Here is a 25,826-nt window from a genome sequence, read left to right as displayed (position 1 = left end):
CTTGGCTGACGGCGCGATGATTTCCGACCCGCCGAACGAATCCTACCCGCGGCTGTTCCTGCGCTTCTTGCGCTTCGGACTGCTGGCCTGGGGCGGACCGGTGGCGCAGATCGATATGATCCGCCACGAGCTGGTGGAACGCGAGCGCTGGGTCACGCAGGAGCGCTTCCTGCGCACGCTGGCCGTCTACCAGGTATTGCCCGGTCCGGAAGCGCACGAGCTCTGCGTGTACTTCGGGATGCTCTCCCGCGGACGCCTGGGCGGCCTGCTGGCCGGGCTGGGCTTCATGCTCCCCGGCTTCCTGCTGATGTTCCTGCTTTCCTGGCTCTATGCCGGCCACGGCCTCGATCATGGCCGGATGGCCGCGGCCTTCGCCGGCGTGCAGCCGGCGGTGGTGGCGCTGATCGTGCGCGCCATCGGACGCATCGGCCGGCGCGCGCTTACTACCTTGTGGCTCGGCATTGTGGCGATACTCGCTTTGCTGGCCTCGCTGTTGCAGGTGCACTTTCTGCTCACGCTGGGCGGCGCCGGAGTCCTCTATGCGCTGCTGCACCGTGGCCGGCGGGCGGCAGCGCTGGTGCTCCTGGTGGCGCTGGCCGCCGGCTTGTTCTGGTTACCCATGCCGGCTCAGGACTCGCCGTTTCCGGAGCGCAATGGAGCGGCGGCGGGCGCGCCGGCGCTCCCGGCGCTCTTTCTCTCCGGTCTGCGCACCGGCCTGCTGACCTTCGGCGGAGCCTACACCGCCATTCCGTTCCTGCAGTACGACGCCGTGGTGCGTGGCGGCTTCATGACCAACCGCGAATTTCTGGACGGAATCGCGCTCGGCGGCGTGCTGCCGGCGCCGCTCATCATCTTCGGCACCTTCGTGGGCTACATCGGCGGCGGCGCCGCGGGAGCCCTGGCGCTGACCGCCGGCATCTTCCTGCCGGCGTTCTCTTTCACGCTGGTGGGACATTCCTACCTGGAGCGCGCCGTGCACAACCCGGCGCTCCACGACTTGCTGGACGGCATCACCGCCGGCGTGGTGGGATTGATCGCCGCCACCACGCTGGATTTGGCGCGCAGCGCTCTTACTGGACCTGCTGCCCTGGTCATCTTTGCAGCGGCGTTGGTGACGCTCATCCTCTGGCGCGCCGGATACGCCATAGCCCTGGTGATGATCGCGGCAGCGCTCGCCGGATGGCTCTGGCTCGCCTGACGATTCTGCGTCTTCCGGCGATGTGTAGAATCAAAAGCTTTGGTAATCCACCGTCTGAGGCAACCATGCGCCTGAAGCTTTTTCCGCTGATGTTCCTTTTCTTTCTAGTGGCGTCCACATTCGCCGCCGGTCCCGCCGCTCCCTCCGAGGACGGCACGCTGCCCAAGCTCACCGAAATTACCGGGCACGGCATGATGGGCCTCGATCCCTACACCGACCTGCAGGAGCTCAGCGACGACGTGGGCGCCCGCGTCACCGGCACGCCCGAGGATCGCAAGGCCATCGACTGGGGCCTGACGAAGATGAAGGCCATTGGCCTGGAGAACGTGCGGGCGGAGCGCTACACGCTTTCCCCCGGATGGTCGCGAGTTTCCGCATCGGCCGAGCTGGTTTCCCCGGTGCGCCGCCGGCTGCAGGTGGACTCGCTCGGCTGGGTGGGCTCGACGCCCGCGGGCGGCGTCGAAGCTGAGGTCATCCCGGTGAACGTCAACCGCCTCGACGAAGAGATGCGTGAGAACAACGCCCGGTGGAAGGGCAAAGTGCTGCTTTCGCTGAAGCGCGGTGAAGCGCCGACCGAGCCGCAGCACGGCAAGTTCGGCGAGTTCCTGCGCGCCGCGCACAAGGCCGGCGCCGTCGCGGTGATCGGCGGCCAGGGAGGCTCGGAAGCTGCCGGACTGCGGCTGACGCACACCGGCGCGCTGGGCTACGGCGAGTTCTTCGAGATTCCTGTGGTCAGCATGGCGGCTGAGGATTCCAAGCAACTGGAGCGGTTTCTCGACGCCGGCAAGACGGTGCGCCTGAAGCTGGACGTGCAGAACCGCGTCACTCCCGGCGCGGTGGAAACGGCCAACGTCGTGGGTGAGATCCGCGGCGTAGAGTTTCCCGAGCAGATCATCGTGGTCGGCGGGCATCTCGATTCCTGGGACCTGGCGCAGGGAACCACCGACGACGGCGTGGGCGTGGCCACCACGCTGGGCGCGGCGCGCGCCATTCGGGCAGCGGGGCAGCGCCCGCGGCGCACGATTCGCTTCGTGCTCTTCACCGGCGAAGAGCAGGGACTGCTGGGCTCGTTCGCCTACGTGAAACAGCATGAGCAGGAGATGGCCAACCACATCGCCGCCATCGTGCTCGATAACGGCCAGGGTCCGATCACGACGCTGCAACTCGGCGGGCGCAAGGACGTGGTTCCGGCGGTGGAAAAATTCACCCAGGCGATCGCCGGCCTGAGCGCGCTCAAAGTGGACGACAAGCCGACCTTCGGCACGGACACCGGACCGTTCACCCTGGCGGGCATTCCCGCCATCAACCTGAATCAGGACTCGCCCGAGTACAAGTTCACCCACCACTCCGCCGCCGACACGTTCGACAAGGTGCAGCAGGACATCCTGGCGAAGAACACGACCGTGAAGGCGCTGCTGGCCTTCTGGATCGCCGACCGCCCCGAGCGCCTGGCCACTCCCTGGACCCGCGAGCAGGTGGCCCGCATGCTCATCGAAAAGAAGCTGGACAGGCAGCTCAAGGCCTACGGCATCTGGCCGTTCGGAGAGGCGGGAACGGAGAGGAAACAGTAACCAGTTGCCAGTACCCAGTACCCAGTACCCAGTTAACCCCTAGGCGTAAATGCCGCGCTGTTTAATCGTGAACGCGACGCGGTCGATCGCCAGCATATACGCGGCGATGCGGTTGTTCACGCTGTGGGTCTCGGCGTAGCGCACCACGTCCTCGAACGACGAGCGCATGATGTGCTCCAACTGCTCGTTGACCACTGACTCTTTCCAGAAGTAGCCCTGGCGGTCCTGCACCCACTCGAAGTAGCTGACGGTGACGCCGCCGGCGTTGGCCAGGATGTCCGGGATGACGAACACGCCTTTCTCCTGCAGGATCTCGTCGGCGGCGGCGGTAGTGGGGCCGTTGGCGCCCTCGACCAGGATGCGCGCTTTCACGTGCGCGGCGTTCTGCGAGGTGATGACGTTTTCCGTGGCCGCGGGGATGAGCACATCGCACTCCATCAGCAGGAATTCGCCGGGATCCACGCGCTGCGCCTCGGGATAGCTGAGGATGGAGCCCTCGCGCATGCGGTGCTCCATGAGTGCGTCGATGTCGATGCCCTTGGGGTTGTACAGGGCGCCGCCGATCTCGGAGACGCCCACGATGCGGTAGCCCTGGTCGAACATGAGCTTGGCGGCGTTGGAGCCCACGTTGCCGAAGCCCTGGATGATGACCCGCGTCTCTTCGCGGTTCATCTCCAGCTTCTTCAGGGCTTCGTCGGTGACCATGAGGATGCCGCGGCCGGTGGCCTCGCGGCGGCCGCGCGAACCGCCCAGGTCGAGCGGCTTGCCCGTGACCACGGCTGTCACGGTGTGGCGCATGTGCATGGAATAGGTGTCCATGATCCAGGCCATGGTCTGCTCGTTGGTGTTCATGTCGGGCGCGGGCACGTCCTTTTCCGGACCCAGGAACTCGACCAGTTCGGCGGTGTAGCGGCGCGTGATCTTCTCCAGTTCGGTCTGCGAGAGCTTGCGCGGGTCGCAGATGACGCCGCCCTTGGCTCCGCCGAAGGGGATGTTCACCACCGCGCACTTCCAGGTCATCCAGCTTGCCAGGGCGCGGACTTCGTCGAGGGTGACATCGGGGCTGTAGCGGATGCCGCCCTTGGCCGGGCCGCGGGCGATGGAGTGCTGCACCCGGAAGCCGGTGAAGACCTCGAGCTGGCCGTTGTCCATCAGTACCGGGATGTGCAGGATGATCTCGCGGTTGGGCTGCCGCAGGACTTTCCACAAGCCTTCATCCAGGTTGAGCTTCTGTGCGGCCAGGTCGAAGCGGGCCGCCTGCGCTTCCCACGGGTTGATTTCCTGCTCGAGTGAAATGGTCTTCATGATGGCTGGCTCCGATACCGGCTGGGGAGTGGAAGTATACGAAAGCCGGTGGCCAGTGGCCAGTGGCCGGTGGCCAGTAGACCGAGTTGCCGGAACCCCAGTTGCCAGTGGTCAGTTGCCAGTGGTCAGTGGCCAGTACCCGGTACCGAGGGATACCTAATGGCAGACGGCGAACCCGGACTGCTACACCGGGGGATACCCCCTCCCCCCCCTATATTTCCGCAAAATCTTCTCAGCAAAGCAGTTAGCCGGCTTGGGTCAGGCAAAATACTGATGTCAAAGAACTTAGAGGCAAATTCGTCAAAACAAATGACTTATCATTGTGACAAGTCAATTAAAAGAAGTATATCACACATATGGCAGGTGTCAAGGGGAAAAGCGAGGCCCGGTGTGGGTATTTCATCCCGGGGGTGCAATCACGGCCGCGCCGTCGATGGAATCCGTCTTCAGCGCGATGAGGGCATCATTCACGCGATCGAGGGGGAACACGGTGACTTTGGGCCGCAGGCTGATATCGGCGGCGAGCTGGAGGAAGTCCCGGGCATCCGCGCGAGTCATGTTGGCGACGCTGCGGATCTGCCGCTCGCCCCACAGCAAGCGGTCATAATCGAATTGCGGGATGCGGTCCAGGTGGATGGCGTTGATGGCCAGCACGCCGCCCTTGCGCAAGCTGGCCAGGGCAGCGACCACGACATCGCCGCTGGGGGCAAAGGTGACCGCGCGGTCGAGCTGCACCGGGGGCGTATCGGTATCTTTCCCAACCCATACCGCGCCGAGGGAGGCCGCCAACTGGCGGTGGGACTCGCCTCGCGTGGAGACGAAGACTTCACAGTTCCATGCTCGCAGGACGGCAATGGCGAGATGGGCCGAGGCTCCGAAGCCGAACAGTCCGACGCGTTCGCCCGGCTCTACGCCGGCCACGCGCAGGCTGCGAAATCCGATGATGCCGGCGCAGAGCAAAGGCGCGGCTTGCAGGTCGTCGAGGGCGGAGGGGAGCGGGAAGGCAAAGTCCGCACGCGCCAGGGCATATTCGGCGTAGCCGCCGTCCACCGTGTAGCCGGTAAACGTGGGCGAATCGCAGAGGTTTTCCAGGTTGTTCCGGCAATACCAGCAGGCGCCATCGACGCCACCGATCCAGGAGACACCCACGCGCGCGCCCAGCGCGAGGTCGCCCGTGGCGCCTTCTACCACCTCTCCCACAATCTGATGACCGGGGACAAGATTGCTGCGGCGCTGGGAAAGTTCGCCTTCGACGATGTGCAAATCCGTCCGGCAGACGCCACAGGCCCTGACACGGAGCACGACCCAGCCGGGCCGCGGTTCAGGTCGCGGAACCTCGGCAATCTGAAGCGGGCGCCTAGAAACATCCTGCGGAGAGACTAGGATGGCAGCTTTCATTCGATTGATCCCGCTCGAAAAAGCAGAATCCACCTTTTTTCGCGGAAGGGCAACCCATTCGCCCATGCGAACCGCAGGCGTTTTCCCACCCTGTCGTTCCACAAATCGGAACGACAAGGGTGGGACAGCGCAACATTCCCTTGAAGCCGCTACGCTACAGAGTGATGACCATGCCCTCGGCGGCGGCGCGCACTTTGGGGTAGTAGCTGCGGGCTTTTTCGACGATAGAGTCGATGCAGACGTCGGAGTGGTCGGGGTCGTGGTGGAAGAGCACCAGTTCCTTGGCGCCGCTTTCCATAATGATGTTGATGCCCTCGCGCCAGGTGCTGTGGCCCCAGCCGCGCTTGGAGGCCTCGTACTCCTCGGGGAGGTACTGGGCGTCGTAGATGAGGACGTCGGCGCCCTCGGCGAGCTGGCGCACGTTCTTATCGAACACGGGGTGGCCGGGCTCGTTGTCGGTAGCGTAGACGACGATCTTGTCCTCGGTCTCCACCCGGAACCCCAGGCAGCCCTGGGGGTGGTTGAGCCAGCGGGACTGGACGACGCAGTCGTCGAAGGCGATCTTGTCTTCCTCGATGTCGTAGAAGTGGCGGTGGGCGGCCATCTCGCTCATGTTCACGGGGAAGTAGGGGTCGGCCATCTGCTCTTCGATGGCGCGCTGCAGGCCGCGCGACTTCGAGGAAGAGTGAAAGAAAAAGTAGTTCTCCCTGCTGCTGTAGAGCGGCCAGAAAAAGGGGATGCCCTGGATGTGGTCCCAGTGGAAGTGGGAGATGAAGACGTGGGCGTGCACGGGGTTAGGGGCGAACTCGGCCATGAGCTGCTTGCCCAGGATGCGGAAACCGGTGCCGCAATCGAAGACGTAGAGATGGCCGTTGATGCGCATTTCGACGCAGGAGGTGTTGCCGCCGTAGCGCAGGTTTTCGGCCTGCGGCGTCGGCGTGGAGCCGCGCACACCCCAGAACTTGATCTGCATCGCCACCAGAACCCGCTCCCCAAGGGCGGGAATCGCCGCGCCCCACGTGCGTCGGGCGTGAATCGTCCCGAGTATACGTCAAGCGAGTTTCGAGCCGCAGCAGGAACAGGCCGGTTTTGCAGTGTCTTGGAGGGTTCGGGCGACAGGCAAAAGCGAACCACCAAGGGCGTTAGAAGCCGTCCGGCTCTTGTTCACATCCTCAACAGGGTCTTGGGTCTTGGCAGGAAATGCGGAAAACCAAGGTCCCTCGGGCCCGCTCGGTCCGCGTCGCTCCCTCGCGGGCCCTCGGGATGACAATTTCATTTTGGGGGCCGCTTACGGCGCGGTCGCTGCGCGAGTCCGGCCTAAAGGCCCGACCTACCGAGCCGCGGGGCTGAAGCCCCGCTCTCCCACCGAAAATCGCTCTGCGGCACATTGAGGCCGTAACCGACGGAACCCGGCGGGCATCTGGAACACACCCCTATAATCGAAAGTCCTGCGGTCATGGTGGTTCCCGACTATCGCGAGTTCGTGCGCCTGAGCCGGCGGGCGACGCTGGTGCCGGTGGCGCGGGCGGTGAGCGCCGACCTGCTGACCCCGGTCTCCGCCTTCCTGGCTGTGGCTTTCGGAGAGAAGCACTCGTTCCTTCTGGAGTCAGTGGAGGGTGGTGAGCGCATCGGGCGCTACACCTTTTTGGGAGCGCGGCCCTATCTGGTGCTGGAGGGCCGGGGAGAGCAATCGCTGATCACGCGCGGGCGGCGCCGCGAACGCCGCGCCGGCAACATCCTGGAAACGGCGAAAGAACTTCTGCAGCAGCACAAGGTGGCCCGGGTCCCCGGGTTGCCGCCGTTCACGGCGGGCGCGGTGGGCTTTGTGGCCTACGACTTCGTGCGCCGGCTGGAGCGCCTGCCGGAAAAGGCCACCGACGACCTGCACGTTCCGGACGGCGTCCTGATGTTCTTCGACCGGCTGCTGGCCTTCGACCACGTGCGCCACCAGATCCACATTCTGGCCGCAGCCGACGTGGGGGACAAATCGGCGGCGGCGCTGCGGCGCGCATATGAGCGGGCGGTGGAGGATATCGCTGCCATCGAGCGACGCCTGGCGCGCGGTGTGCGTCCTGCGGACCTGCGCGGCTTGCAGGCTGCGGGGCGACTGCGGCGTATGCAAGTGCGCAGCAGCGCAACGCGCCGGCAGTACATGGAGGGCGTCCGGAGCATCAAGCGGCACATTGCGCGCGGGGACGTGTACCAGACCGTGCTCTCGCTGCGGTGCGACTTTCAGCCGGGCGTGGAGCCGTTCGCCATCTACCGCGCTCTGCGGGCCGTCAATCCTTCGCCGTATCTCTACTACCTGCGCATGGGAGAGACCGAAGTGCTGGGGTCGTCTCCGGAGATGCTGGTGAAGGTCACGGGGCGACGGCTGGAGTACCGGCCGATTGCGGGAACGCGCCCGCGCGGCGCCGACGAGACCGCCGACCTCCGTCTGGAAGAAGAATTGCGCGCCGACGAAAAGGAGCGCGCCGAGCACGTGATGCTGGTGGACCTGGGGCGTAACGACCTGGGCCGGGTGGCGGAATACGGCTCGGTGCGGGTGCGCGACCTGATGTTCGTGGAGCGCTATTCGCACGTGATGCACCTGGTGTCGGCATTGGAGGCGCGCCTGCGTCCGGGGCTGGACGCGCTCGACGCCTTCACGGCCTGCTTCCCCGCGGGCACGCTGACCGGGGCCCCGAAAGTGCGCTCGATGCAGCTCATCGAGGAGCTGGAGCCGGTGCGGCGCGGTCTCTACGGCGGCGCGGTGCTCTACGCCGACTTCGCCGGCAACCTGGATTCCTGCATCGCCATCCGCACGCTGCTGGCACGGGACGGCCGGGCGTACGTGCAGGCGGGCGCGGGGATCGTGGCCGACAGCCGGCCGGAGCGGGAGTGGGAGGAGTGTTGGAACAAGGCGAGGGGGGTGATGCGGGCGGTGGAAATGGCGCGGGCATCAAGTGGCTAGTGGTTAGTGGCTAGTGGCTAGCAAACAGAAAACCGAAAGGGGCGAAAGATGGCCTTACACTCGTATGAGGACCTGATTGCGTGGCAAAAGGCCGTTGACCTGGTCGCGGAGGTCTATCGAGCTACCAAGAGTTTCCCAAGGGACGAAGTCTACGGACTGACGGCGCAGTTACGCCGGGCGGCAGTTTCGATTCCGAGCAATATTGCGGAAGGCCAGGGCAGGCTTTCGACCGGCGAGTTCAAACAGTTCCTTGGTCATGCAAGGGGTTCCTTGTACGAACTCAACACGCAATTGCGCATTGCCGAGAAGCTGAAGTACCTGAGCAGGAAGGACGCCGATGCCCTGACCTCTCATTCCGCCGAGGTCGGTAGAATTCTGAACGGTCTAATGTCGTCCCTCGGCGATCGAGGGGCTTCCGAAACTAACCACTAACCACTGACCACTAGCCACTATGGTCTTCGTTCTCGACAACTACGATTCCTTTACCTACAACCTGGTCCAGTACCTGGGCGAGTTGGGGGCGGAGGTGGAGGTGCGGCGCAACGATCAGGTGACGCTGGAAGAGGTGGAAGCGCTCAGGCCGGAGCGCATCGTGATCTCGCCGGGGCCGGGCACGCCGCGGGAGGCGGGCATTTCCATCCCGCTCATCCGGCGCTTTGCCGGGCGGGCGGCCATTCTGGGCGTTTGCCTCGGGCACCAAGCCATCGGAGAGGCGTTCGGCGGACGCGTAGTTCGTGCGCCGCGCCTGATGCACGGCAAGACCAGCCGCGTGGAACACGATGGCCGGACGATTTTTCGCGGCCTGCCCTCGCCGCTGACCGCGACCCGCTATCACTCGCTGATGGTCAGCCGGCACGGCCTGCCGCGCGAGTTGGAGGTCAGCGCCCGCACCGTGCGCGGGGAAGGGGAGGCGGTCATCATGGGGCTGCGGCACCGGCACTGGGCCGTCGAAGGCGTGCAGTTCCATCCGGAGAGCGTGCTGACCGAGGATGGGAAGCGCATGCTGGCCAACTTCCTGGCCTTGTGGAAACCCGCGCCAGCACGCGTTCGGGCGTAGCAGGGGCAGATACTTCCGTGCCGGAGATACTCCTTGACAGCAGCCCGGAACGGCGAGATGCTTAACCAGCCTCGACGGCTGCCGTTTCATGCCCCCACTCGACGGAGAGGCACGGATGCCTGAAACCGAAGGGAAGCCGGTTCCGTCTGCGACAGAACCGGAACAGAGGGGTACGCGCCGGTTCGCCCTGCAGCTTCCGGTCAGCGTCAAGTTCGCTGACGGGAAGACCCACGATGAGTCCGCCCTGACCCGCGATGTAAGCGCCCGCGGCGTCTACTTCTACGTGGATTCGAAACTGGCGGTAGGCTCAGACCTGGAGTTCACCCTGACCCTGCCCTCGGAGATCACACTGACCGACAGCATCCGGGTGCGCTGCAAGGGCAAGGTGGTGCGGGTGGAAGAGAACCCCAACGCGTCGAAGGTCGGGGTGGCGGCGGCCATCGAGCAATACGACTTCATTTCCGACACGCAGACCTAGCGGGTACTGAGAACTTGATGTGCCGCCCCTACGGGGCTCGTGCCTCTCTCCACGTTCGGCCCAGCACTTCCGTGCGGGGCTAACGAATGCCGCCCTTGCGGGCTGGAAGATGACAGCTTTGGCCACCTCGAAACCCCGAGGGTAATTCTCACTCTAGACGGCCGCGTTCCGGCGGCGTAGCCTTGTTTCCGGTTGATGCCCGGCTGCCATTCCAGTGTGCGAATCGCCTGCCTGTGCGCCGCGCTGTGTGTGAGCGTGCCGCCGACCGCGGCACAGGAGGCGATTGGTGAAGTCTTCTCCACTTCAGCGACGGTCCGTGGAGCGATGGTCCTCACCGGCAGCGGCACCCGGCTGCTGAGCGGATCTTCGGTGACGGCGGCCGGAGAAGCGGCCCTGGTGCGGCTGGAGCGCGGCGGGGAAGTGCGGGTCTGCCCGCGGACCACGGTTTCCGTCACGGCCTCGAAGAGCGGGCGCGACCTGCTGTGGGCGCTGAGCCAGGGCGCGCTCGAGCTGCACTTCGACCTGGCCGCTTCCGCCGACAACGTGATGACGCCGGACTTCCGCATGATGCTCTCCGGCCCGGGGAGTTTCCACTTCGCCATTCGCGCCGATGACCGGGGGCGCACCTGCGTGCGTTCGCTGCCGCGGAACACGGCGGCGCTCATCGTCTACGAGCAGTTCGGCGACGGCACTTTCCAGGTGAAGCCCGGGGAGCAAGTGGTATTCCGCAACGGGCGCGTGGCCGATCCGGAGACGGCAGCGGCCGATTGCGGGTGCCCCCCTGCGCCCGAACCGGTGAAGACCGCCGAAGCCGCGGTCCCTGCGCAGCCGAGCGCGAAGGCGGCGAGTGAGGCCCATGCTTCCGCAAGTCCGGAAGCGAAGCGCGCGGAAGCCGCGCCTCCGGCGCCCGATCCCAAGGCGCTGGAGTGGAAGCCGGGCTCGCTCACGCCCCCGGAAGCAGCGTGGAGCCCGCCGGTAGCGAAGTCCGACGTTACCGCTCCTCCGCCGCCTGCGGTGCCGGGGGAGATTCGGGTACAGATCGATGCTCCGTTCGTGTTCCGCGCTACGGACATTGTGCCGGCGCCGCCGCAGCGCGTGGCGCGCGCCGATCTGCGCAGCTTGCCGGAAGCGCCGGTTCCGCTGCCGGAGTTGCGGCCGCCGCCGGCTCCTGCGGCGCAGGCGGCGGAGTCGTCCCCGGCCGTCAAGAAGAAGAAGCGAGGCTTTTTCGGCGCCATCGGCGCGTTTTTCTCTGCGCTTTTCGGAGGAGGAAGAGGGTAAAGGGTTCCCTGATTTGAAAACCCATTCTTCCGTATAAGCGTCTATACTATGAGGTGGGATGTCGACCTCTACCGTAAACCGTGCCCCGGTGAGCCCCGGCGGGATGCGTGGGCCCTCCGGGAACCCGCGCCAGCAGACGGATATACTGCCGACGTTGTTTGGCGCAGGCTACGGCACCTACGCGCAGCAGCCCAACAGTTTTGTTCTGTCGTTTCTAGTGCACGTGCTGGCGGCCATCCTATTGCTCATCTCCACCACGTTCGTGGTGAGGAAGCATGAGGTCATCCGCACCCAGGTGGCCAGCCTGGTAACCGACATCAGCCCCTACATCCTGCCGCCCGCCAAGGACGAGGCCGGCGGGGGCGGCGGCGGCGGCGATCGCGACAAGCTGGCCGCCTCCAAGGGCAACCTGCCCAAGCTCTCGCGCACGCAGATCACGCCGCCTACGGCCATCATCCGCAATCCCGATCCGAAGCTGGCGGTGGAACCCACGGTCGTAGTGCCGCCGGAACTGCGCCTGCCGCAGGGCGGACAGCTTGGCGATCCGCTCTCAAACGCTTTGGCGCTCTCCAACGGCACCGGATTCGGAGGCGGCATCGGTTCCGGGTCGGGCGGGGGCGTGGGCTCAGGACGCGGGCCGGGCGTGGGGCCGGGCTGGGGCGGCGGCATCGGCGGCGGCGCCTATCGCGTGGGCGGCGGCGTGAGCGCTCCGCGGCTGATCTATCAAACCGACCCGGAGTTTTCGGAAGAGGCCCGCAAAGCGAAATACCAGGGGACGGTGGTGCTGAACGTAGTGATCGGCCCCGACGGGCGGGTTCACGACATCCGCATCGCCCGCTCGCTGGGCATGGGGCTGGATGAAAAGGCCATCGAGGCGGTGAAGGTGTGGCGCTTCGAGCCAGGACGCAAAGACAACACCCCGGTGCCCGTCCAGGTCGCCATCGAAGTCAACTTCCGCCTCTACTGACGAGAGGCCGGTACGGCCAACCGCTTTTGCTGACAAGAAGCCGTCTCACAACTGTCGTGAGCCGAGCCGTCCAGGGCTAAAACGCATCTGGATGCGGCCTCCAACGCGGGGCTGAAGCCCCGCGCTCACCGAAAATCATTTGGAGCGCCGCGTACGGCACGGCTGAAGCCGTGCCCTGATACGAATCCGACCGAGCCCGGTATTCGTGAGACAGCGCCTAACCACCAACCACTGGCCACTAGCGTTTCAGCGGGAACTTCGAGACCTTTTCCTTGGCCGATTCCAGTATTTCTTCGCCGCGCTCGCGCAGTTCTTCGGCGCGTTCGGCCACCAGGTCGGCGGCGTCTTCGGCCCGCCGCCTGAGGAGCCGCCGGGTGATACGCCCGGAATGCGGCGCCACCAGCAGCGCCACCGCTGCTCCCACTGCCGTCCCGATAAGAAAGAATGCCGCTGCCACGCCAGCCACACCCCGTCCGGCCGGACGATATTCGCCTTCCTGACGCTTGGACATAAGGCACCTCCGCGTGTTTCATCATACGCCCGGCCGATTTCTCAAGTCGCGCAGCCGGCGTGTAAAATGAAGTATCGAAATGGCGGCCGGTTCGAGACAGGCCGCCGGAAGGAGCCGCGTCCGCGGCTTACGATCCAGGATCGCTGAAGGAGACGTTCGGCTCGCATGTATGTGACCGCCACCCAGTTGCGCCCCGGCATGATCGTGATGCACAACAAGGACCTGCATGCGGTGTTCAGCGTGGAGCACCGCACCCCGGGCAACAAGCGGGGCTTCATCCAGGCCAAGCTGCGCAACCTGCGCACGGGCTCGCTCATCGACCACCGGTTCCGCGCCGAGGACGACGTCGAAAAAGTGGTGGTGGATGAGGTCGAAATGGAGTACCTGTACCACGACGGCGCCGGGTATCACTTCATGAACACCGAGACCTATGAGCAGGTGGTGCTCGCACCCGATGTGCTGGGCGAGGCCGTGGACTACATTATTCCCAACATCACCCTGAAGGTGGAAATCCACGAAGGCAGGCCCATCGGCGTGGAACTGCCGCAGACGGTGGACCTCGAGGTGGTGGAAACCGAGCCCGGGCTGCGCAGCGCCACCGCCTCCAGCGTGATGAAGCCGGCCAAGCTCGAAACCGGGCTGGTGGTGAACGTGCCGCCCTTCATCAATGCCGGCGAGAAGATCCGCGTGGATACCGCCGAAGGCGTGTATCTGGAACGGGTCAAGTAGCATTCAGCAGTCAGCACTCAGCAATCGGGCCTGGCAGCCGCTGACCGGCAACTGACCGCTGGCAACTGACATGGAAGCTCGTCGCTACATCGTCCGCGGGCGCGTGCAGGGCGTAGGGTTTCGCTGGTTCGTGGAGCGCGAGGCGCGCACGCTCGGCATTCACGGCTGGGTGCGCAACAACGCCGATGGCTCGGTCGAAGTCCTGGCCATGGGGACGCGTGAGCAGGTGACCGCGCTGCGCGCCCGGCTACAGGCCGGTCCGCGGGCCGCGCGGGTCGACGCCGTGGATGAGCACGAGGCCCAGCCGGTCGCCGGGCTCAACACTTTCCGCATCGAAGGAGTCTGGTAAACCGCATGTCCTCAGAGATCAACAACCACGTCGCGCCGCTCAAGAAGCTCATCCGCGAAGTTCCGGACTTTCCCAAGCCCGGCATCAACTTCTACGACATCACCACGCTGCTGAAGGACAAGCGCGGCTTCGCCATGCTGATCGACGCCCTCACCGCGCATTACATCCTGAAGGAGATCGACCTGGTGCTGGGCATCGAGGCGCGCGGCTTCATCTTCGGCCCGGCGCTGGCCTACCGGCTGAACGCCGGCTTCGTCCCCGTGCGCAAGCCCAAGAAGCTCCCCGCCGAAACCGCCAAGTGGACCTACGAGCTCGAGTACGGCACCGATACGCTGGAGATTCACAAGGACGCGGTCAAGGCCGGGCAGCGCGTCATCATCGTGGATGACCTGTTGGCCACGGGCGGCACGGCCAGCGCCTGCGTGGGCCTGGCCAAGTCGCTGGGCGCCGAGATCGCCGGGGTGGGATTCGTCGTGGAGCTGGACTTTCTCAAGGGCCGCGAGAAGCTCAAAGGCGAAGACGTATACTCGCTGCTGAAGTACGACAAGTAGGCAGCGCAGTGTTCTCGCACGTGGGCTTGTTTGCAACCCCCGGCCCGCGCCGCATATAGTTACGCCAATCAGCCCCGCCGGTTGCCTTCCATGCGTCTGAAGACCGCCGGGGATTGAAGCATCGCGCTGCTTCCCCTTTTGGGAAGCGGCTTCGGGAGAGGAACCCGCCATCGCCACCGCGGCTGAAGGCAAGACCAGGAAGACGGGCTCCAGGGATTACGTCACGGCGTTTGCGGCGGTGATGGCGCGCGCTGCCTCGCCCCGTTCCACCGACGAGGTGCTGGCCCAGGTCCCCAGCGTGCTGGCCACCGAGTTCGACGCCGAGCGCTCCGAACTGTGGCTCTGGGACGAATCCTCCCGCTCCGCCTACCTCACCCACGCCGCGGGCGAGCCGGGACACCACCGCCACGATTACGCGCCCGCCGGCGAAGGCGCGATCGGCAAGCTGGCCGATGCCCGCAAGCTGGCCGAGAACCTGGAACTGGCCAGCTTCGGCGGCGACGACCAGGAGTTCGTGCGGCGCACCGGCCTCACCCGCCTCTCCGCCTATCCGCTGGTGGCCCGCGAACGCCTGGTGGGGGTTATCGCCAGCTATTCGCGCGCGGAGGTGGACGAAGAGCGGCTGCGCTGGTGGCGGCTCTACGCCGAGGTCACCGGCATCAGCGTGCACGAAGCGCTGGCCGCGCAGGAAAGCCGCAAGGCCATCACCCAGCTCTCGCTGCTGTTCGAGGCCACACGCCTGCTCAATTCCACGCTGGACCTCGCCGAGCTGCTCGACCTGATCCTCAGCATCGCCCGCAAGGAGACGCAGGCCGACCGGGGCACGGTCTTCCTGGTGGACAAGCCGCATCAGGAACTGTGGTCCATCGTGGCCTCCGGGCTCGACCGCGAGGAGATCCGCATGCCCTTCGGGCGCGGCGTGGCCGGGCGCGTGGCCCAGAGCGGCGAGACCGTGAACGCCGAAGACGCCTACAAGCTCGACTTCCACGAAAGCAGCTTCGATCAGAAGTTCAACTACCGCACACGGTCGCTGCTCTGCCTGCCCATCCGGCACCACACCGGCGAGATCGTGGGCGTCATCCAGTTGCTGAACAAGACGACGGGCGGACCGTTCACCGCGGAGGACGAAGACTTTCTCACCAAACTCTCCGGGCACATGGCGCTGGCGCTGGAGAACGCCCGCCTGCACCGCGAGGCCATGGAGAAGCAGCGCCTGGAGAAGGAGCTGGCGCTGGCCCGTTCCATCCAGCGCAACCTGTTGCCGCTCTCGCCGCCCGTCGTGCCCGGCTTCGAGCTGGCCGTGGTCAACGAACCCTGTTATGCCGTGGGCGGCGACTACTATGACTTCCTCAGTCTGGGACCGCAGTCGATGCTGCTGGTGGTGGCGGACGTCGAAGGCAAGGGCGTCTCTTCCGCCCTCGTCATGTCGAACCTGCAGGCGACGCTGCGCGCCCTGGTGATGCACCTGCACTCGCTCGAAGTGCTCACCCTTTCGCTCAACGAGATGATGTACCACGACGCCAAGTCCACCAAGTACCTGAGCATCTTTCTCGGGCTGGTGGACACGCGGCGCAACGGCCTGCACTACATCAACGCCGGGCACGTGCCGCCGCTGCTGGTTCGGGCGAGCGGCGGATACAAGCGGCTGGAGGAGGGCGGCCTGATCGTGGGACTGTTCCCGCAGGCCGAATACCAGCGCGGCTCGGTCCGGCTGGAGCCGGGCGACGTGCTGGTGTGCTGCACCGACGGCATCCTGGAAGCCTCCAACGTCCGGGCGGAGGAATTCGGGGTCGAGCGCCTGGCCGAAGCGGTCGCCCGCCACCGCGCCAAGAACGCGCAGCAGATTGTGGATTCGGTGCTTGAGGAAGTGAACCAGTTCGCCGCCGGCGGCCAGCACGTGGACGACAAAGTCCTGATGGTGATGAAGGTCATGCGCGACGCCGCGCCGCAGACAGCGCTTGCCGGCACGCCCTGGTCAAGACCGCCGGGCTAGGATTAGGCACAGAGACACAGAGCGAATCGGGGCTAGGGGTCTGAGAACTGAGAACTGAGAACTGAGAACTGAGAACTACCTCTCCTCTACGATCAGCACGGCTTCCCTTGGCAGATAGCTCTTCCTGCGGAACCAATCTTCCATGGCGGCGCGCAACTCCCGGAGCGGCACTCGTGCGCCGATCTCCAGCAGGCCATCGGCGGCGGGAAGGGTGTCGTCAAAGACGGGGGAGTTGGTGAAACTGCGCATGGCGAAGCTGTCCAGCCACTTCAGCGGACAGGGCTGGCGCTTGCCGTCAGCTTCGTATTCGACACGGACCCTGCGGGAAAACATCCTGGAGTCGGTTACTCGCCACTCGAACCAGCCACTAGAAGCTATCAAGCTATCTAGCTATCTCATAATTGGGCCGAGAGGGTTTTGACATCTCTCTTCAGGGGCTAAAGCCCATGATTTCACGGACCCTCGGCACGGCTAAAGCCGTGCCCTGATACAGACCGATTTAAGCCCGGCGGCATGAGATGGCTTCTAGCCGCTGACCACTGCTCTTGCCGGCCCCGCGGCGCGCACCGCTTCCGGCGCGTCAAACCGCTCAAAGTTCCTGGCAAAGAGTTCGGCCAGGTGGGTCGCCTGCTTGTCGTAGTTGGACTTGTCGCGCCAGGCATTGCGCGGGTTCAGCAGCTCCGAGGGAACGTCCGGGCAGGACTTCGGGATGCTCAGGCCGAAGGCCGCCTCGGCCGTGTACTCGGCCTTTTCCAGGCGGCCATCGACGGCGGCGCGCACCATGGCGCGCGTGTAGGGCAGGTTCATGCGCTTGCCTACGCCGAACGGCCCTCCGAACCAACCGGTGTTCACCAGCCAGCATTGCGCCTGATGGCGGCGCAACCGGTCGCCCAGCATCTCCGCGTAGACCTTGGGACGCAGCGGCAAAAAGGGCGCGCCGAAGCAGGTGGAGAACGTGGCCTGGGGTTCGGAGCCCACGCCCGCCTCGGTTCCCGCGACCTTGGCGGTATAGCCGGAGAGGAAGTGGTACATAGCCTGTTCCGGGCTGAGCCGCGAAATGGGGGGCAACACGCCAAATGCGTCCGCGGTGAGAAAGACGACGTGCTTGGGGTGTCCCCCGATGCCGGGAATCACGGCGTTGTCGATGAAATCTACGGGATAGGCGGCGCGCGTGTTCTCCGTTAGCCGGTCGTCGTTGTAATCGGGTTCATGCGTCTCCGGCGAGATGATCACGTTTTCCAGCACGGCCCCGAAACGCAGCGCGTTCCAGATCTGGGGCTCGTTCTCGCGCGAGAGCCGGATGCACTTGGCATAGCAGCCGCCCTCGAAGTTAAAGATGCCGGTCTCACTCCAGCCGTGCTCATCGTCGCCGATGAGGCGGCGGCCGGGGTCGGCCGAGAGGGTTGTCTTGCCGGTTCCGGAAAGTCCGAAGAACAGCGCGGTCACGCCATCCGCACCCACATTGGCCGAGCAGTGCATCGGGAATACGTTGCGGTGCGGCAGCAGGAAGTTCATCACGCTGAAGATGGACTTCTTCATCTCGCCCGCGTACCTGGTGCCGCAGATAAGCACCAGTTGGCGCTTGAAGTTCACTCCGATGAACGCTTCCGAGGCTGTGCCATCGCGTGCCGGCTGGGCATGGAACTCGGGGGCGCAGATGACCGTGAACTCGGGCTTGTGTGAGGCCAACTCTCCCGGCGACGGCCGGACGAACAGTTGCCGCACGAACAGGTTGTGCCAGGCCAGCTCGTTGATCACCCGGATGGGGAGGCGGTAGAGCGGGTCGGCGCCAGCGAACAGGTCCTGGACGTACAGGGTACGGTGAGCCAGGTAGTCCACCACGCGGTCGCACAAGGCGTCGAACTTCGCCGGATCGAACGGCTGGTTGACAGCGCCCCAGTCCACCCGGTCGGCGGTGATCTCATCCTTGACCGTGAACTTGTCCTTGGGGGAGCGGCCGGTGCGCTTGCCGGTTTCGGAAACCAGGGAGCCGTTGGAGGCCAAGCGGCCCTCGCTCCTGCGGATGGCGTGCTCTACAAGGGCTCCCGGAGGCAGGTTGCGATGGACATCCTTGCCGTGGACCAGGGCGGCAATGGCGCTCATCAGGGCATCATCAGACATGAGGGCGGGCCTCCTCGACTCGGGCCAAAGCTTCAATTCTGCCTGATGCGAAGGCCCGGATTCCAGCTTCACGTGCGGTCAGAGAAGCGGGTTTGCCACACCCTCACGCTAACCTATTGATGCCAAAGGCCGCTGTGGCCTGCGTCACAAGGCCCGAGTGACGCGAAAATTCACCCTGGTGCGGGGGTCACGGCCGTTTCTGCCCGCACCTGCTCCAGGTGCTCCAGCGTCTCTTCCACCGTCAGGGTGTACATTTCGCGGCCGCTTTCCAAACCGGACTCGATGGCTTTCTTCAGAAAATGGCCGGCGATGGCTACGGCCAGCGGATCGGTAATGGTCTGCCCGGTGCGCTTCCGGTATTCGACCCAGGCGGGGTGCGGCAGGCTGATCCACACCGGGCGGCCGTTGACCAGGAACTTGATGTCAACGGCATCGGCGTGACGGGTGGCGATGGCCACGATCAGAGCCTTGTAGACGCAGTGCAGCTCTTCGCCGGTCCAGCGGTCGCGCGCGCGGAAGTCGTGGTACATCGTGGCATCGACTATAGCGGAGGCGTGCGGCACCGGCAAACCGCGCCGACCGATAAAATGGAAGGCGTGCCGGCCGCCCGCCGAACCGCACGCCTCGAGATCCTGCGCGCGCCTGCGCTCTCCCGCTTCCCCTGGCTGCTGCATGGGTTCAGCACGCGCCGCGGAGGCGTCACCCGCCGCTACGGCGGCCACGCCTTGAACCTGGGCTTCGGCGCCCAGGATGCGCGCGCCGCCGTGGTGGAGAACCGCCGGCGCTTCCTGGCGGCGCTGGCCCCTGGAAGACGCGCAAGACCCGAGCTGATGACGCTGCGGCAGGTGCACTCCGATGTGATCCACGGCCTGGATCACGTGCCGAAATCGGCGCTGGCAGGCGATGGCATGGTGACCGACGTCCCCGGCCTGCTGCTGGCGGTGCAGACGGCCGACTGCCTGCCCGTGCTGCTGGTCGATCCGGAACATCGTGCGGTCGGCGTCTTTCATGCCGGGTGGCGGGGGACGCTGGCGCGCATTGTCGAAAAAGGCGTGGGCGTGATGCGGCAGCGCTACGGGAGCGACCCGCGGAGACTGCTGGCCGCGCTCGGCCCGGGCATTCATGCCTGCTGTTATGAGGTCGGAAGCGAAGTCCGCGAGCGCTTCCTTTCCCAGTTCGACTATGCCGCTGCGCTCTTCCGGGAAGTTTCGGAATCCGATCCCGTGCGGGAGCGATATCCGTTGCTGTTCCTCACCGCACGCGCTCCGGGCCACAGCGACTTGCACAAGCTCCATCTCGACCTGGTGGAGGCCAACCGCAGGCAACTGGTCTCCGCCGGCCTTAGGCCGCGCCACATCTGGGCCTCGCCACTGTGCACGTCGTGCCGGACGGACCTGTTGTTCTCCCACCGCGCTGAGAAGGGGACGACGGGACGGATGATGGGAGTCGTCGGACTGCGTCCGGGTGCAAAAGTCAAAATGAAAAATGCAAGGGCTAAGAGCCAAGAGCTAAAGGCCAAAAGCTAGAAGCTGGCAGCTACTTGCTGTTGACGAGGTCTTTGAGTTCCTTGCTGGGCTTGAAATAGGGGATGGTCTTGGCCGGGACCTCGACGCGGTCGCCGGTCTTGGGGTTGCGGCCGACGCGGGGTTTGCGCTTGCGGGTGCGGAAGCTGCCGAAGCCGCGGATCTCGATCTTGTCGCCGGCGCGCAGGGAGCGCACGATGCTGTCGAAGATCGTCTCCACGATGACTTCGCTGTCCTTGCGCGTCACTTCCACCAGTTGCGAGACTTGATCGATCAGGTCCGCCTTGGTCATGGGTGCCTCTCTCCGACAGCCGGTTTCTTCGTGCGGGCGGGGACCCCGCGGCGCGCCTATCCTACCGCAGCTTTACTTCCACAGGTAATAAAAACCGACGTGCGTTTCCATCAGCTTGGAGCGGTCGGGGAACCAGGCGCTGGCGTCGCCGAACAGCACGTCGAGCAGGGTGCGACGCTCTTTGATGGGACGGACTAACGTAGGCTCTCCCTCGATGCCCACCGCCTTCGCGGTGTCATCCACGCAGGCCTGGAAGTCCCCCAGTTGATCGACGAGCTTCAACGGCAGGGCCTGCTGGCCGGTCCACACGCGGCCATCGCTCAGGGCGCGCACTTCTTCTTCCTTGAGCTTGCGGCCTTCGGCGACGGCCTGGACGAACTGGGCGTGCATGTCATTCATCAGCTTCTGCAGGTACTCGCGCTCGGCAGGGGTGATGTCGCGCGCGGGCGAGCCGGTGTCTTTGAATTCGCCGGTCTTGAGCGTGATGTCTTTCAGCTTCAGCCAGCGGATGAGCTCGGGATAAATGTAATATTGCGCGATCACGCCCACCGAGCCCACGATGGAGCCGGGGTTGGCGTACACCTTGTCGGTAGCCACGGCGATGTAGTAACCGCCGCTCGCGCCCACGGTGCTGATCCAGGCCACGATGCGCTTCTTGTTCTTTTCGCGCACGCGCTTGACGGCGTCGTGGATCTCCTGCGAGGCGGCCACGCCACCGCCGGGCGTGTTCACCCGCAGGATGATGGCCTTGATGGAGCGGTCGTCCCCGTACTTCTTGATGTGCTCCACGGTGGTCTTGGAATCGATGAGCACACCTTCGATATCTACCACCGCGATGCGGTCACCGAACCCGGCGAAGGCGCTGTCCGCATCCGACTTCACGCTCACGTAGACCAGCGTGAACACCGCCAGCAGGAACAGGAAGAACGCCCCGCCTCCGACCACGATCCACAGGAAGGTGCGCGATTTGCCGTCGTTACTCATGGGGCAGACGCCTAGTCTAGCACCGTCCGGGAGGCTCCGCGCTGGCTGCGACCGCAGGCGGCGGTGTAGAGTGCACGGCCGTGCCGGCCGCCGCCATCCTCGGGCCTAATGCCAGTGAGAGCGAACTGCGGCCATTCCGCGAGTGCGGAGTGCCGATCGCGGTGACGGATTCGCCGCAGGACGCCGAGGCTGTGCTGATCCTGGGCGGCGATGGGACCATCCATCGGCAGCTTGCCCGGCTGGCGCGCAGCGGCATTCCCATGCTGCCCGTGCCGCACGGCAGCGGCAACGACTTCGCGCGGGCGCTGGGCCTGTTGCGTCCGGCCGACGCGCTGGCCGCCTGGCGGAAGTTCGCCGCCGGCGCCGGCAGCGTCCGCGACGTGGACCTGGGCGTGATCCGGAGCCCGGCCACCAGTGATACCGCATGCGCGACTTACTTCTGCTGCGTGGGCGGCGCCGGAGTGGACGCCGAGGCCAACCGCCGCGCCAATGCTATGCCGGCGTGGCTGCGCGCGCATGGCGGTTACGTGCTGGCGGCGCTGGCGGCGATCGCCGCCTTCCACCCGTGCGAGTTCCGCATTGCGGCGGAAGGCGCGGAAGCGCCCACAGATGCGTTCGCAGGGCGGGCCTGGATGGTGGCGTTTGCGAATGCCTCGGCTTACGGGGCAGGCATGAAAATCGCGCCGCGCGCGCTGCCGGACGACGGCCGGTTGGACCTGTGCCTGATCCGCGACGCCTCCCGCACCCGCCTGATGCGCTGCCTGCACCGCGTCTACTCCGGACGGCACATCGAGATGCCGGAGGTCACGTACTACCAGGCCGAGCGCGTGCGGATCGAGACGGCAACTCCACTCGACGTTTACGCTGACGGTGAGTACATCTGCCAGACGCCGATTGAGGTTTCGGTGGAGCGACGAGCGCTGCGGGTGATTGGTTGAGGGTAGGCTAGGGCTGGTGCGGTTAAGGGACTAGCTCTCGACGCGAACCCGACATAGTCTTCGTCCCAGCCGGAGGACGAATTCTTTTGGTAACCGGTCGATTGCGATCGACTGACTCCGCTCAACCGTACCGTCGATGCTTACCGCCCCCTCGCGAATCTTGCGCATTCCCTCAGATCTTGAAGCTGCGAGACCAGTCTTGGCCAGCACCTTATCTAATTGCAGTGGTATTGTGCCCTCCACCGTGAGAGATCCCGGACGAATAGAACTGACGTCGACGACGCGCACAGTGATGACTGTCACGCTCTCCGGCACTTCGCCCTTCTGGAACTGTTTGGCCCAGTCGTCGGCGGCCTGTTGCGCGGCCTTCTCGGAATGGAAGTCGGCTACGATTTTCGCGGCCAAACCCTTCTTGGCGTTCATGGGGTGGAGCTTGCCGCCCGAGACCTGGCGCTTCATGTTCTCGATGGCGCTCATGGAGGCGTCGGTGAGCAGTTCCCAGTAGCGCCACATCATCTCGTCGGAGATGGACATGAGCTTGCCGTACATCTCCAGCGGCGGCTCGGTGATGCCGATAGCGTTGCCGAACGACTTGGACATCTTTTGCACGCCGTCGGTGCCTTCGAGCAGCGGCGTAGTGAGCACGACCTGCGAGGGCTGGCCGTAGGCGCGCTGGATCTCGCGGCCCACCAGCAGGTTGAACTTCTGGTCGGTGCCGCCCAGCTCGACATCCGCCTTCAGCGCCACCGAGTCGTACGCCTGGGCCAGCGGGTAGAGCAGCTCGTGGATGGCGATGGGCTTTTCGTGGTCGAAGCGCTGGTGGAAGTCCTCACGTTCGAGCATCTGCGAGACGGTGTACTTGGCCGCCAGGCGGATGAAGTCCTCGGCCGTAAACTTGGAGAACCAGCGGCTGTTGAAGTCGACCACGGTCTTCTCCGCGTCCAGGAGCTTGAACACCTGGGCCTTGTAGGTCTCGGCGTTCTTATCAATCTCGGCGCGGGTGAGCGGCGGACGGGTGGCCGAGCGCCCGGTGGGATCGCCGATCATGCCGGTGAAATCGCCGATCAGGAAAATCACTGTGTGCCCCAGGTCCTGGAAGTGCTTGAGCTTGCGGATGAGGACGGTGTGGCCCAGGTGCAGGTCGGGCGCCGTGGGGTCGAAGCCCGCCTTGACGCGCAACGGCGTGCCCGTCTTGCGTGAGTGCTCCAGGCGCTCGCGGAGCTCGCTCTCGCGAATGATCTCGGCCGCACCTTTCTTCAGGAGTTCAAGCTGTTCGTCGACGGAACGAAAAGAAGCCATCGGAGGGATTATAGAGGGATTGACGATTTTCTCATTTGGTCATTGAAGATTGAAAAGCGGTGGCCCGCAGACGGATTGCGAGTCGGACACATTAAATTGAATTGACGATCTGTTCATTTGTTCATTGAAGACTGTCGACCCTTGGCGGTCCGTTGCGAAGCGGCGAAGATTGCGAGCAACTCATCCGCCTCCTTTCTCAGGCCGTCGAGTCGCTCTGCGGGCAGGAACTCTCCTTGAATGAGGAAGTCCATCCAGAATGCAGTTTCATCCATTTCCTCAACGACCACACCGAGGCGTGAAGTGAACTCGGCCCTGGAACGCGCTCGGCAAACCGCGCGGTAGTTCGCGGCGACGGAAGTAGCAGAGCGAAGCAATTGCCGCGAAACTACACGACCTTCATCGGTTCGGGGCAGGGCCCTGCAAAGCCTCAGGATTCGCAACGCAAACTGCGTGGTGCGTTGTTTCAGGGCTTCGGCTTGATTCATGCGGCCAAATCCTCAATGAGCAAATGAACAAATCGTCAATCTTTCCTGACCACTCTCCGCCCAACAACCTCAAATCTTCCCCCGAGCACAATATTGATCGCCTCTGTATACGCAATGTGCTCCTGTTCGAGGATGCGCGCCGCCAGCGTGTGCTCGTCGTCGGTATCCAGCACCGGCACGGTACGCTGCACGAGAATGGCGCCGTGGTCGAGCTGCTCATCCACGAAGTGCACGGTGCAGCCACTGACTTTCACGCCGTATTGCAGCGCCTGCTTCTGGGCTTCGAGGCCGGGGAAAGCGGGCAACAGCGAAGGATGGATGTTGAGGATACGTTGCGGAAACTGCTGCACGAACCAGGGCGAGAGCAGGCGCATGTACCCGGCCATGCAGACCAGGTCGACCTTTGCCTCCTGCAGCGCCGCCACCACCTCGCGGTCATGCTCTTCGCGCTGCTTGCCTTTCGAAGGAATGACCAGCGCAGGGAGCCCGCGCTGGCGCGCGATCGCGATGCCCGGAGCCTCAGTGCGGTTCGAGATCACGACCGAGATGCGAGCTGGGATGCGGCCGGCATCGCAGGAATCCGCGATGGCCTGGAAGTTGGTGCCGCGTCCGGAGAGCAGGATGCCGAGATTCTTCATGGTGATTGGGGAATTGGGAAATTGGGTAATTCGGTAATTGAGAAATCTGACTGCCCGGAGAGCTGATCTTCACTTACCAAATTTCCAAATTACCCAATTACCAAATCAGGAGTAGGTGACCCGCCGCTCGCCGCGCACGATGCGGCCGATGGTATATCCCTTTTCACTGGCGCGGTCGAGCACGCTCTGCACCTTCTTGAACTTGGCTGTCGGCACCACCAGCACCATCCCGACACCCATGTTGAAGGTGCGTAGCATCTCCTCACGCGGGATGTTGCCCAGCTTCTGCAGATGGTCAAAGACGGGCGGCACCGGCCAGGAGCCCAACTCGACCACGGCCCCGCAGTTGCGCGGCAGCACCCGCGGCAGGTTCTCGGTGATGCCGCCGCCGGTGATGTGCGCCATGGCGCTCACGGCTTCTCCGTCGAGCAGCCGCCGGACCACCGGCCAGTAGCTCTTGTGGGTGCGCATGAGCTCAGTGCCCACCTTGGAGCGGATCTCGCTGACGAAGGTCTCCGGCGTGTAGCGGGCCACTTCGAACAGCAGCTTGCGGGCCAGCGAGTAGCCGTTCGTGTGCAGGCCATTGGAGGGCAGCCCGACGAGCACGTCCCCGGCGCGCACCTGCTTGCCGGTAAGGATGCGCTCGCGGTCCACTACGCCCACGATGAAGCCCGCCAGGTCGTACTCGCCCGGGGGATAGAAGCCCGGCATCTCTGCCGTTTCTCCGCCGATGAGCGCGCATCCGTTCGCCTTGCAGGCAGCGGCGATGCCGCTGATGATCTTTTCCGCCACTTCCGGTCTCAATGTCCCGGTGGCCAGGTAGTCCATGAAAAACAGCGGCGTGGCGCCCTGCACGGCGATATCGTTGACGCAGTGGTTCACCAGGTCGGCCCCCACGGTGTGGTGCAGGTCCATCTCGAAGGCGACCTTCAGCTTGGTGCCTACGCCATCGACGCTGGAGACCAGGACGGGTTCGCGGTAGCGCTTCTTATCCAGCGCGAACAGTCCGCCGAAACCGCCGATCTCGCTCAGCACGCCACGGGTGAAGGTACGGTGGGCCAGATACTTGATGCGCTGCTTGACCCGGTTGGCGCGCTCGATATCCACGCCGGCGTCGGCGTAGCGGATGGTGCGCGTCTTGGCCAGAGGCTGGGTCACTCGCTTCCTGGAAGCGCGGAAGGCCCCACCTACCGCGCAAAAGAGGCGTT

At 64.8% G+C, this 25,826-nt stretch carries 27 protein-coding genes; 14 read left to right on the top strand and 13 right to left on the bottom strand.

What is annotated here, in order from left to right:
* The first annotated feature begins 1 nt into the window (after position 1).
* Together chrA and VNK82_01025 are read left to right on the top strand one after the other, a co-directional pair.
* The gene (gene chrA, locus VNK82_01030) at positions 2-1,198 is read left to right on the top strand and encodes a chromate efflux transporter (GenBank protein ID HXE89525.1); all 1,197 of its coding nucleotides are present in this window, start codon (positions 2-4) and stop codon (positions 1,196-1,198) included.
* A 65-nt stretch (positions 1,199-1,263) separates the two neighbouring features.
* Complete coding sequence (locus VNK82_01025) at positions 1,264-2,769, top strand: M20/M25/M40 family metallo-hydrolase (protein ID HXE89524.1); 1,506 nt, start codon at positions 1,264-1,266, stop codon at positions 2,767-2,769.
* Between the two features lie 39 nt (positions 2,770-2,808).
* Here VNK82_01025 and VNK82_01020 read toward each other — a convergent pair whose 3' ends face one another.
* The 3 genes from VNK82_01020 to VNK82_01010 all read right to left on the bottom strand — a co-directional run bounded on the left by VNK82_01020 (position 2,809) and on the right by VNK82_01010 (position 6,445).
* The gene (locus tag VNK82_01020) at positions 2,809-4,074 is read right to left on the bottom strand and encodes a Glu/Leu/Phe/Val dehydrogenase (GenBank protein HXE89523.1); all 1,266 of its coding nucleotides are present in this window, start codon (positions 4,072-4,074) and stop codon (positions 2,809-2,811) included.
* Positions 4,075-4,473: 399 nt separating this feature from the next.
* Positions 4,474-5,472 (bottom strand): zinc-dependent alcohol dehydrogenase family protein, encoded by a 999-nt coding sequence (locus tag VNK82_01015; GenBank protein HXE89522.1) that lies wholly within the window; start codon positions 5,470-5,472, stop codon positions 4,474-4,476.
* Positions 5,473-5,626: 154 nt separating this feature from the next.
* Positions 5,627-6,445, bottom strand: coding sequence for an MBL fold metallo-hydrolase (locus tag VNK82_01010; GenBank protein HXE89521.1), 819 nt, complete (start codon positions 6,443-6,445; stop codon positions 5,627-5,629).
* A gap of 483 nt (positions 6,446-6,928) precedes the next feature.
* Between VNK82_01010 and trpE the strand changes: the two genes are divergently transcribed.
* The 6 genes from trpE (at position 6,929) to VNK82_00980 (ending at position 12,205) form a co-directional block, all read left to right on the top strand.
* A complete protein-coding gene (gene trpE / locus VNK82_01005; GenBank protein HXE89520.1) occupies positions 6,929-8,425 on the top strand; it encodes an anthranilate synthase component I in 1,497 nt (498 codons plus the stop codon).
* A gap of 48 nt (positions 8,426-8,473) precedes the next feature.
* Positions 8,474-8,857 carry a four helix bundle protein gene (locus VNK82_01000; protein HXE89519.1) on the top strand — a complete coding sequence of 128 codons (384 nt, stop codon included), beginning with the start codon at positions 8,474-8,476 and terminating at the stop codon, positions 8,855-8,857.
* A gap of 19 nt (positions 8,858-8,876) precedes the next feature.
* Positions 8,877-9,482, top strand: coding sequence for an aminodeoxychorismate/anthranilate synthase component II (locus tag VNK82_00995; GenBank protein ID HXE89518.1), 606 nt, complete (start codon positions 8,877-8,879; stop codon positions 9,480-9,482).
* 115 nt (positions 9,483-9,597) lie between these two features.
* A complete protein-coding gene (locus VNK82_00990) occupies positions 9,598-9,960 on the top strand; it encodes a PilZ domain-containing protein (GenBank protein ID HXE89517.1) in 363 nt (120 codons plus the stop codon).
* 216 nt (positions 9,961-10,176) lie between these two features.
* Positions 10,177-11,238, top strand: a complete 1,062-nt coding sequence (locus tag VNK82_00985; protein ID HXE89516.1) for a hypothetical protein — start codon at positions 10,177-10,179, stop codon at positions 11,236-11,238.
* Positions 11,239-11,296: 58 nt separating this feature from the next.
* Positions 11,297-12,205 carry an energy transducer TonB gene (locus VNK82_00980; protein HXE89515.1) on the top strand — a complete coding sequence of 303 codons (909 nt, stop codon included), beginning with the start codon at positions 11,297-11,299 and terminating at the stop codon, positions 12,203-12,205.
* A gap of 238 nt (positions 12,206-12,443) precedes the next feature.
* Here VNK82_00980 and VNK82_00975 read toward each other — a convergent pair whose 3' ends face one another.
* Positions 12,444-12,716 (bottom strand): YtxH domain-containing protein, encoded by a 273-nt coding sequence (locus VNK82_00975; protein ID HXE89514.1) that lies wholly within the window; start codon positions 12,714-12,716, stop codon positions 12,444-12,446.
* Between the two features lie 165 nt (positions 12,717-12,881).
* Between VNK82_00975 and efp the strand changes: the two genes are divergently transcribed.
* The 4 genes from efp (at position 12,882) to VNK82_00955 (ending at position 16,338) form a co-directional block, all read left to right on the top strand.
* Positions 12,882-13,445 carry an elongation factor P gene (gene efp / locus VNK82_00970; GenBank protein HXE89513.1) on the top strand — a complete coding sequence of 188 codons (564 nt, stop codon included), beginning with the start codon at positions 12,882-12,884 and terminating at the stop codon, positions 13,443-13,445.
* 70 nt (positions 13,446-13,515) lie between these two features.
* Positions 13,516-13,794 (top strand): acylphosphatase, encoded by a 279-nt coding sequence (locus VNK82_00965; protein ID HXE89512.1) that lies wholly within the window; start codon positions 13,516-13,518, stop codon positions 13,792-13,794.
* A 5-nt stretch (positions 13,795-13,799) separates the two neighbouring features.
* A complete protein-coding gene (locus VNK82_00960; GenBank protein HXE89511.1) occupies positions 13,800-14,345 on the top strand; it encodes an adenine phosphoribosyltransferase in 546 nt (181 codons plus the stop codon).
* A 241-nt stretch (positions 14,346-14,586) separates the two neighbouring features.
* Positions 14,587-16,338 (top strand): SpoIIE family protein phosphatase, encoded by a 1,752-nt coding sequence (locus VNK82_00955; protein HXE89510.1) that lies wholly within the window; start codon positions 14,587-14,589, stop codon positions 16,336-16,338.
* A 75-nt stretch (positions 16,339-16,413) separates the two neighbouring features.
* Here the strand turns inward: VNK82_00955 and VNK82_00950 are convergent, their stop codons facing one another.
* The 3 genes from VNK82_00950 to VNK82_00940 all read right to left on the bottom strand — a co-directional run bounded on the left by VNK82_00950 (position 16,414) and on the right by VNK82_00940 (position 18,989).
* Positions 16,414-16,671: a hypothetical protein gene (locus tag VNK82_00950; protein ID HXE89509.1), complete on the bottom strand. Its 258-nt coding sequence runs from the start codon at positions 16,669-16,671 to the stop codon at positions 16,414-16,416.
* A 192-nt stretch (positions 16,672-16,863) separates the two neighbouring features.
* Positions 16,864-18,459, bottom strand: a complete 1,596-nt coding sequence (pckA, locus tag VNK82_00945) for a phosphoenolpyruvate carboxykinase (ATP) (protein HXE89508.1) — start codon at positions 18,457-18,459, stop codon at positions 16,864-16,866.
* A gap of 170 nt (positions 18,460-18,629) precedes the next feature.
* Positions 18,630-18,989, bottom strand: coding sequence for a hypothetical protein (locus tag VNK82_00940; protein HXE89507.1), 360 nt, complete (start codon positions 18,987-18,989; stop codon positions 18,630-18,632).
* Between VNK82_00940 and pgeF the strand changes: the two genes are divergently transcribed.
* Positions 18,981-19,985: a peptidoglycan editing factor PgeF gene (gene pgeF / locus VNK82_00935; GenBank protein ID HXE89506.1), complete on the top strand. Its 1,005-nt coding sequence runs from the start codon at positions 18,981-18,983 to the stop codon at positions 19,983-19,985. The two genes, VNK82_00940 and pgeF, sit on opposite strands and share 9 nt — an antisense overlap.
* Before the next feature lie 10 nt (positions 19,986-19,995).
* On the opposite strand, the gene VNK82_00930 is transcribed toward pgeF, so the two are convergent.
* The gene (locus tag VNK82_00930) at positions 19,996-20,274 is read right to left on the bottom strand and encodes an HU family DNA-binding protein (protein HXE89505.1); all 279 of its coding nucleotides are present in this window, start codon (positions 20,272-20,274) and stop codon (positions 19,996-19,998) included.
* Between the two features lie 72 nt (positions 20,275-20,346).
* The gene (sppA, locus tag VNK82_00925) at positions 20,347-21,258 is read right to left on the bottom strand and encodes a signal peptide peptidase SppA (GenBank protein ID HXE89504.1); all 912 of its coding nucleotides are present in this window, start codon (positions 21,256-21,258) and stop codon (positions 20,347-20,349) included.
* Positions 21,259-21,338: 80 nt separating this feature from the next.
* Between sppA and VNK82_00920 the strand changes: the two genes are divergently transcribed.
* Positions 21,339-22,196, top strand: a complete 858-nt coding sequence (locus VNK82_00920; protein HXE89503.1) for a diacylglycerol kinase family protein — start codon at positions 21,339-21,341, stop codon at positions 22,194-22,196.
* A gap of 30 nt (positions 22,197-22,226) precedes the next feature.
* Here the strand turns inward: VNK82_00920 and tyrS are convergent, their stop codons facing one another.
* The 4 genes from tyrS to purM form a co-directional block, all read right to left on the bottom strand.
* On the bottom strand, positions 22,227-23,495 hold the full coding sequence (gene tyrS, locus VNK82_00915) for a tyrosine--tRNA ligase (GenBank protein ID HXE89502.1): 1,269 nt from the start codon (positions 23,493-23,495) through the stop codon (positions 22,227-22,229).
* Positions 23,496-23,608: 113 nt separating this feature from the next.
* On the bottom strand, positions 23,609-23,980 hold the full coding sequence (locus VNK82_00910) for a four helix bundle protein (GenBank protein ID HXE89501.1): 372 nt from the start codon (positions 23,978-23,980) through the stop codon (positions 23,609-23,611).
* A 35-nt stretch (positions 23,981-24,015) separates the two neighbouring features.
* Positions 24,016-24,618 (bottom strand): phosphoribosylglycinamide formyltransferase, encoded by a 603-nt coding sequence (gene purN, locus VNK82_00905; GenBank protein ID HXE89500.1) that lies wholly within the window; start codon positions 24,616-24,618, stop codon positions 24,016-24,018.
* Positions 24,619-24,723: 105 nt separating this feature from the next.
* Positions 24,724-25,776 (bottom strand): phosphoribosylformylglycinamidine cyclo-ligase, encoded by a 1,053-nt coding sequence (purM, locus tag VNK82_00900; protein HXE89499.1) that lies wholly within the window; start codon positions 25,774-25,776, stop codon positions 24,724-24,726.
* Positions 25,777-25,826 lie beyond the last annotated feature (50 nt).

It is taken from the genome of Terriglobales bacterium, from assembly GCA_035573675.1.
GTDB lineage: Bacteria > Acidobacteriota > Terriglobia > Terriglobales > Acidobacteriaceae > DATMAB01.
The sequence above is the reverse complement of the archived record's forward strand: the minus strand, read 5'-3'. Positions and strand labels throughout refer to the sequence as shown.